We start from the raw sequence: 3,518 nt of genomic DNA, 5'->3' as shown, positions 1-3,518 counted from the left end.
CTGGTCGAGGCCCTCACGCTGGGCCCGGTCGAAGTGCTCCTCGGTCATGCCGGGAACCAGCAACACCGTGCCTGCGTTCACCTTCACTCCCGAGGGACGCATCCTCCCGGTGGTGTGCTTGGACGTTATCGCGATGCTCAGCACCAGTTCCGGGGTGAGCGCGTCGAACGCGAGCCCCGGGATGTGGAGTTCGCCCGCGGAGACCATCGACGTGGTGCCGCCGTGCAGGTAGTTGTGGATCCACCCCACCGCATCCTGTGCCGGTGTCCACTCCCCGAAGGTGGGGTGGACGTGCCCGTCGATCAGACCCGGCAGCACCGTCAGCCCGCCCGCGGACAACACCATGTCCGGCGCGGGGTGATCGGTGCCGATTCCGGCGATGACGCCGTTCTCGACGACGATCGAGGTATCCCGGATCGGCGCCATCGTGGCGTCGCCGTGCACCAGCAGACCGATGTCCTCGACGAGCAACGTAGTCACTGAACACTCCTTTGTCTTGATTCTTTATATGGATTCCGAATTCAATCGCGATCGGTGATCTGGGCCACCGCCGTGCACCGACTCAGCGCAGGGACGACGAACACGACGGCGAGCACGATGACCGCGCCCCCCACGTTCATCGCCAGTCGTACCCCGCCCTCGTACCAGGGGAACAACTGCGGATACTCACTGATCATCAGCAGCACGGGTGGCCCGGTGACCGCCCACCAGGTGTAGTTCACCGGGCGCAATGCCATCGCCAGCAGGAACAGCACCACGGTCACCGTCACGACCACGGGTGCAGCGGGATGCGCACCGAGAACGGCCGCGGCGATCAACGCTCCAACGGTGTTACCCGAAATACGTTGTACCAGGCGCACTCCGGTGTCGTACTGGCCCGGCTGAATGGTGAGAAGCACGCTGGTGACGAGCCAGTGCCCGCCCACCATGTCGCGGGGGAGCAGTGCGGCAAGTGCGACGGCCACGCCCACCGCGACGCCGACCCTGACGGCGTGCGCGTAGTCGGCACCGCGGCCGGCTCCGCTACCCACTGGGACAGTCGATTCCGCAGGACGGCGTCGCGCCGTGCGGATCGCGCACGCGCAGCCGAACCATGCCAACCACGCCAGCAGCACGACGGCCACGCCGAGCAGATACGGATACGGGATCACCACCGACACCGGTCCGCCGTCGCTGTGGACGGCCACCAGGATCACGGCCAGCCCCGCAGTAGCCCCGATCCGTTGAATCATGGCGCCCGCCATGGCGGCACCGACCGTAGCCACGGCAAGCAACAGCGGGTGTCCGGCGCAGAGCACGACGGTCAGCGCACCCGCCAGTACCGTGGCCCCCCGCACCGCGATCGTCACCAGCGCAGGTCGGAAGGCGACCGGCAGGGACGGCACCGCGGTCAGCACGATGCCAAGGGCCATCGCAGAACCGAACTCCGCGTTGCCGCGAAGCGCCGTCACGGCGAGCGAGGCGCCCAGCCCGAGCGTCAGCCACCCCGCCATGCCCCACCGGCTGCGGCCGACCGGTCGCCAAAGGTGCCCGGCACGCGGCAGGCTGGTGGGTAGCGCATTAGTCTCCACTATTGCGGTGGCGACGCCGCGTCGAGCACTGCCTGCACGATGCCCTGATAGCCGGTGCACCGGCAGACGTTTCCCGAAAGCGCTTCGCGCACCGACTCTTCGGTAAGGGGCTTCTCTGCGTCGGTGTCCCGCAACAGCTCGACTGCGGTGATCAGGAACCCCGGTGTGCAGAATCCGCACTGCAGGCCACCATGCTCGGAGAAGGACTGCCGGAGTCGCGCCGTCTCCTCGAAGTCGTCGAGGCCCTCCACGGTGTTGATCTGCATGCCGTCGACCTGAACGGCGAGCGTCAGACAGGCGCGCGCGCTTCGGCTGTCGATGAACACCGAGCAAGCGCCGCACACCCCGTGCTCGCACCCCAGATGCGTTCCAGTCAAGCGCAATTCGTCACGCAGGAAGTCGGCGAGGGTCAGCCGGGGCTTCACCGACCGCCGGACCAGCTTGCCGTTGACCGTGACCGAGATGGCGACCGCCTGCGGCGCGTCAGCTGCCGTCACCGGACTGCTCCTCTCCCGATGTCACGCGCCGGTGGGCGGCGGTCAGCGCCTCGGAGAGGGCGGCCGCACATAATCGACGGGAGTAGTCGTGGTCCTCGCCGACGGGCTCAGTCTGCGCGGCCCAGGACTCGGCAAGTTCCTCCCAGAGGCCAGCCGACGGTGCGGCGCCCACCGCATCGTCTCCGACGAAGAGCAGGGGCCGGTCCGCGGCACTGAGCACGGCGGCCCGCACTGAGCCGATGTTGCAATCGGCGCGCATGCTCAGCAGGGCACCCGCGCCGGCAAGCCCGTAATCTCCGTGCTGGTGCGCATATTCGACGAAGCCCCAGCCCTGGTTGGCGCGAATGGCCGGAACCGAGACCCAGGTGAGCATTTCGTCGGGTTCCAGCGCGTTCGTGTAGAAGGACACGAACATGTCCTCGGCGGATACCTCTCGCTTCCCTGCCCTCGCCGACTCGACGTGAAACGTTGCACCGAGAACCAATGTGGCCAGCGGCATCTCGGCGGCCGGATCGGCATGGGCCACCGAGCCGCCGATGGTGCCCCGATTCCTGATCCCCACGTGTCCGATGTAGCGCGCTGCATCGGCGAGCAGTGGCGCCCTTGCACCGATGAGCGGGTCGACCTCCACGGTCCGGTGTGTGACGAGCGCGCCCAGGATCAGATCGTCGGTGTCGTCGAAGATGCGGCTGAGTTCGACGAGGCGGCCGATGTCGATGATCGCGGTCGGCCGGGCCAGTCGCAGGTTCATCAACGTGAGCAGGGACTGTCCACCTGCGAGCAACTTGGCATCGGGATCGTCCGCAAGCAGCTCCAACGCCTCGGTCACCGAAGTTGGTCGGCGGTAGGCGAACTCGGCCGGCTTCACGTCGCCACTCCGGCGAGTGCGCGACACAGATCACCGGTTGCGATGGGGGTGCTCCCGACGTGGTAGCCGCCGCCAAGGGCGTCGTCGACCGCGCTTGCGACCGCCGCGTAGACCGCGATGGTGCCGCTCTCTCCCGCCCCGCGGACACCGATCGGGTTCACCGGGGTGTCGACGTGCATGTGCTTCACCGTGACCCGCGGCACGTCGGTCGACAGCGGGAGATGGTATGCCGCAAACGTCGTCGACAGCGGCTCGCCGGTGTCGGAATAGCTCCACTGCTCGAACAGTGCACCGCCGAGCCCTTGGGCGACACCTCCGATGACCTGGCCCTCGACGATCCTGGGGTTGATCTCACGGCCACCTTCGTGGGTCACGGCGTAACGCAGGACCTTGACGATTCCGGTGCGGCGGTGCACCCCAAGGATGACCGCGTGCACGCCCATCGTCCACGTCACCGTTTCCACCCGGAACACCGCGGTGACGTCGAGCGCACCGCCGTCCTCGAGACGCCCGCCCACCCGCTGGGCGGCGGCGAGCTCGGTCCAGTCGAGGACGTCGCGGGTGGTGCAGAATCGTCCCTTG

At 67.8% G+C, this 3,518-nt stretch carries 4 protein-coding genes and 1 pseudogene; all 5 read right to left on the bottom strand.

Annotated features, from left to right (window positions below; genetic code table 11):
* A pseudogene (locus ACRDUX_RS07665) lies at nucleotides 1-480 on the bottom strand (amidohydrolase family protein); the annotation flags it as partial.
* A 41-nt stretch (nucleotides 481-521) separates the two neighbouring features.
* A complete protein-coding gene (locus tag ACRDUX_RS07660; RefSeq protein WP_526412562.1) occupies nucleotides 522-1,493 on the bottom strand; it encodes an FUSC family protein in 972 nt (323 codons plus the stop codon).
* A gap of 77 nt (nucleotides 1,494-1,570) precedes the next feature.
* Complete coding sequence (locus tag ACRDUX_RS07655; RefSeq protein ID WP_526412560.1) at nucleotides 1,571-2,068, bottom strand: (2Fe-2S)-binding protein; 498 nt, start codon at nucleotides 2,066-2,068, stop codon at nucleotides 1,571-1,573.
* On the bottom strand, nucleotides 2,055-2,936 hold the full coding sequence (locus tag ACRDUX_RS07650; RefSeq protein ID WP_526412558.1) for an FAD binding domain-containing protein: 882 nt from the start codon (nucleotides 2,934-2,936) through the stop codon (nucleotides 2,055-2,057). Before ACRDUX_RS07650 ends, ACRDUX_RS07655 begins: the two co-directional genes overlap by 14 nt.
* Nucleotides 2,933-3,518, bottom strand: a 586-nt coding sequence (locus ACRDUX_RS07645) for a molybdopterin cofactor-binding domain-containing protein (RefSeq protein WP_526412556.1), incomplete at its 5' end; no start/stop codon positions are given. The genes ACRDUX_RS07650 and ACRDUX_RS07645, both read right to left, overlap by 4 nt.

The organism is Mycobacterium sp., assembly GCF_050701675.1.
GTDB lineage: Bacteria > Actinomycetota > Actinomycetes > Mycobacteriales > Mycobacteriaceae > Mycobacterium.
This window is presented reverse-complemented; position numbering and strand designations above follow the sequence as displayed.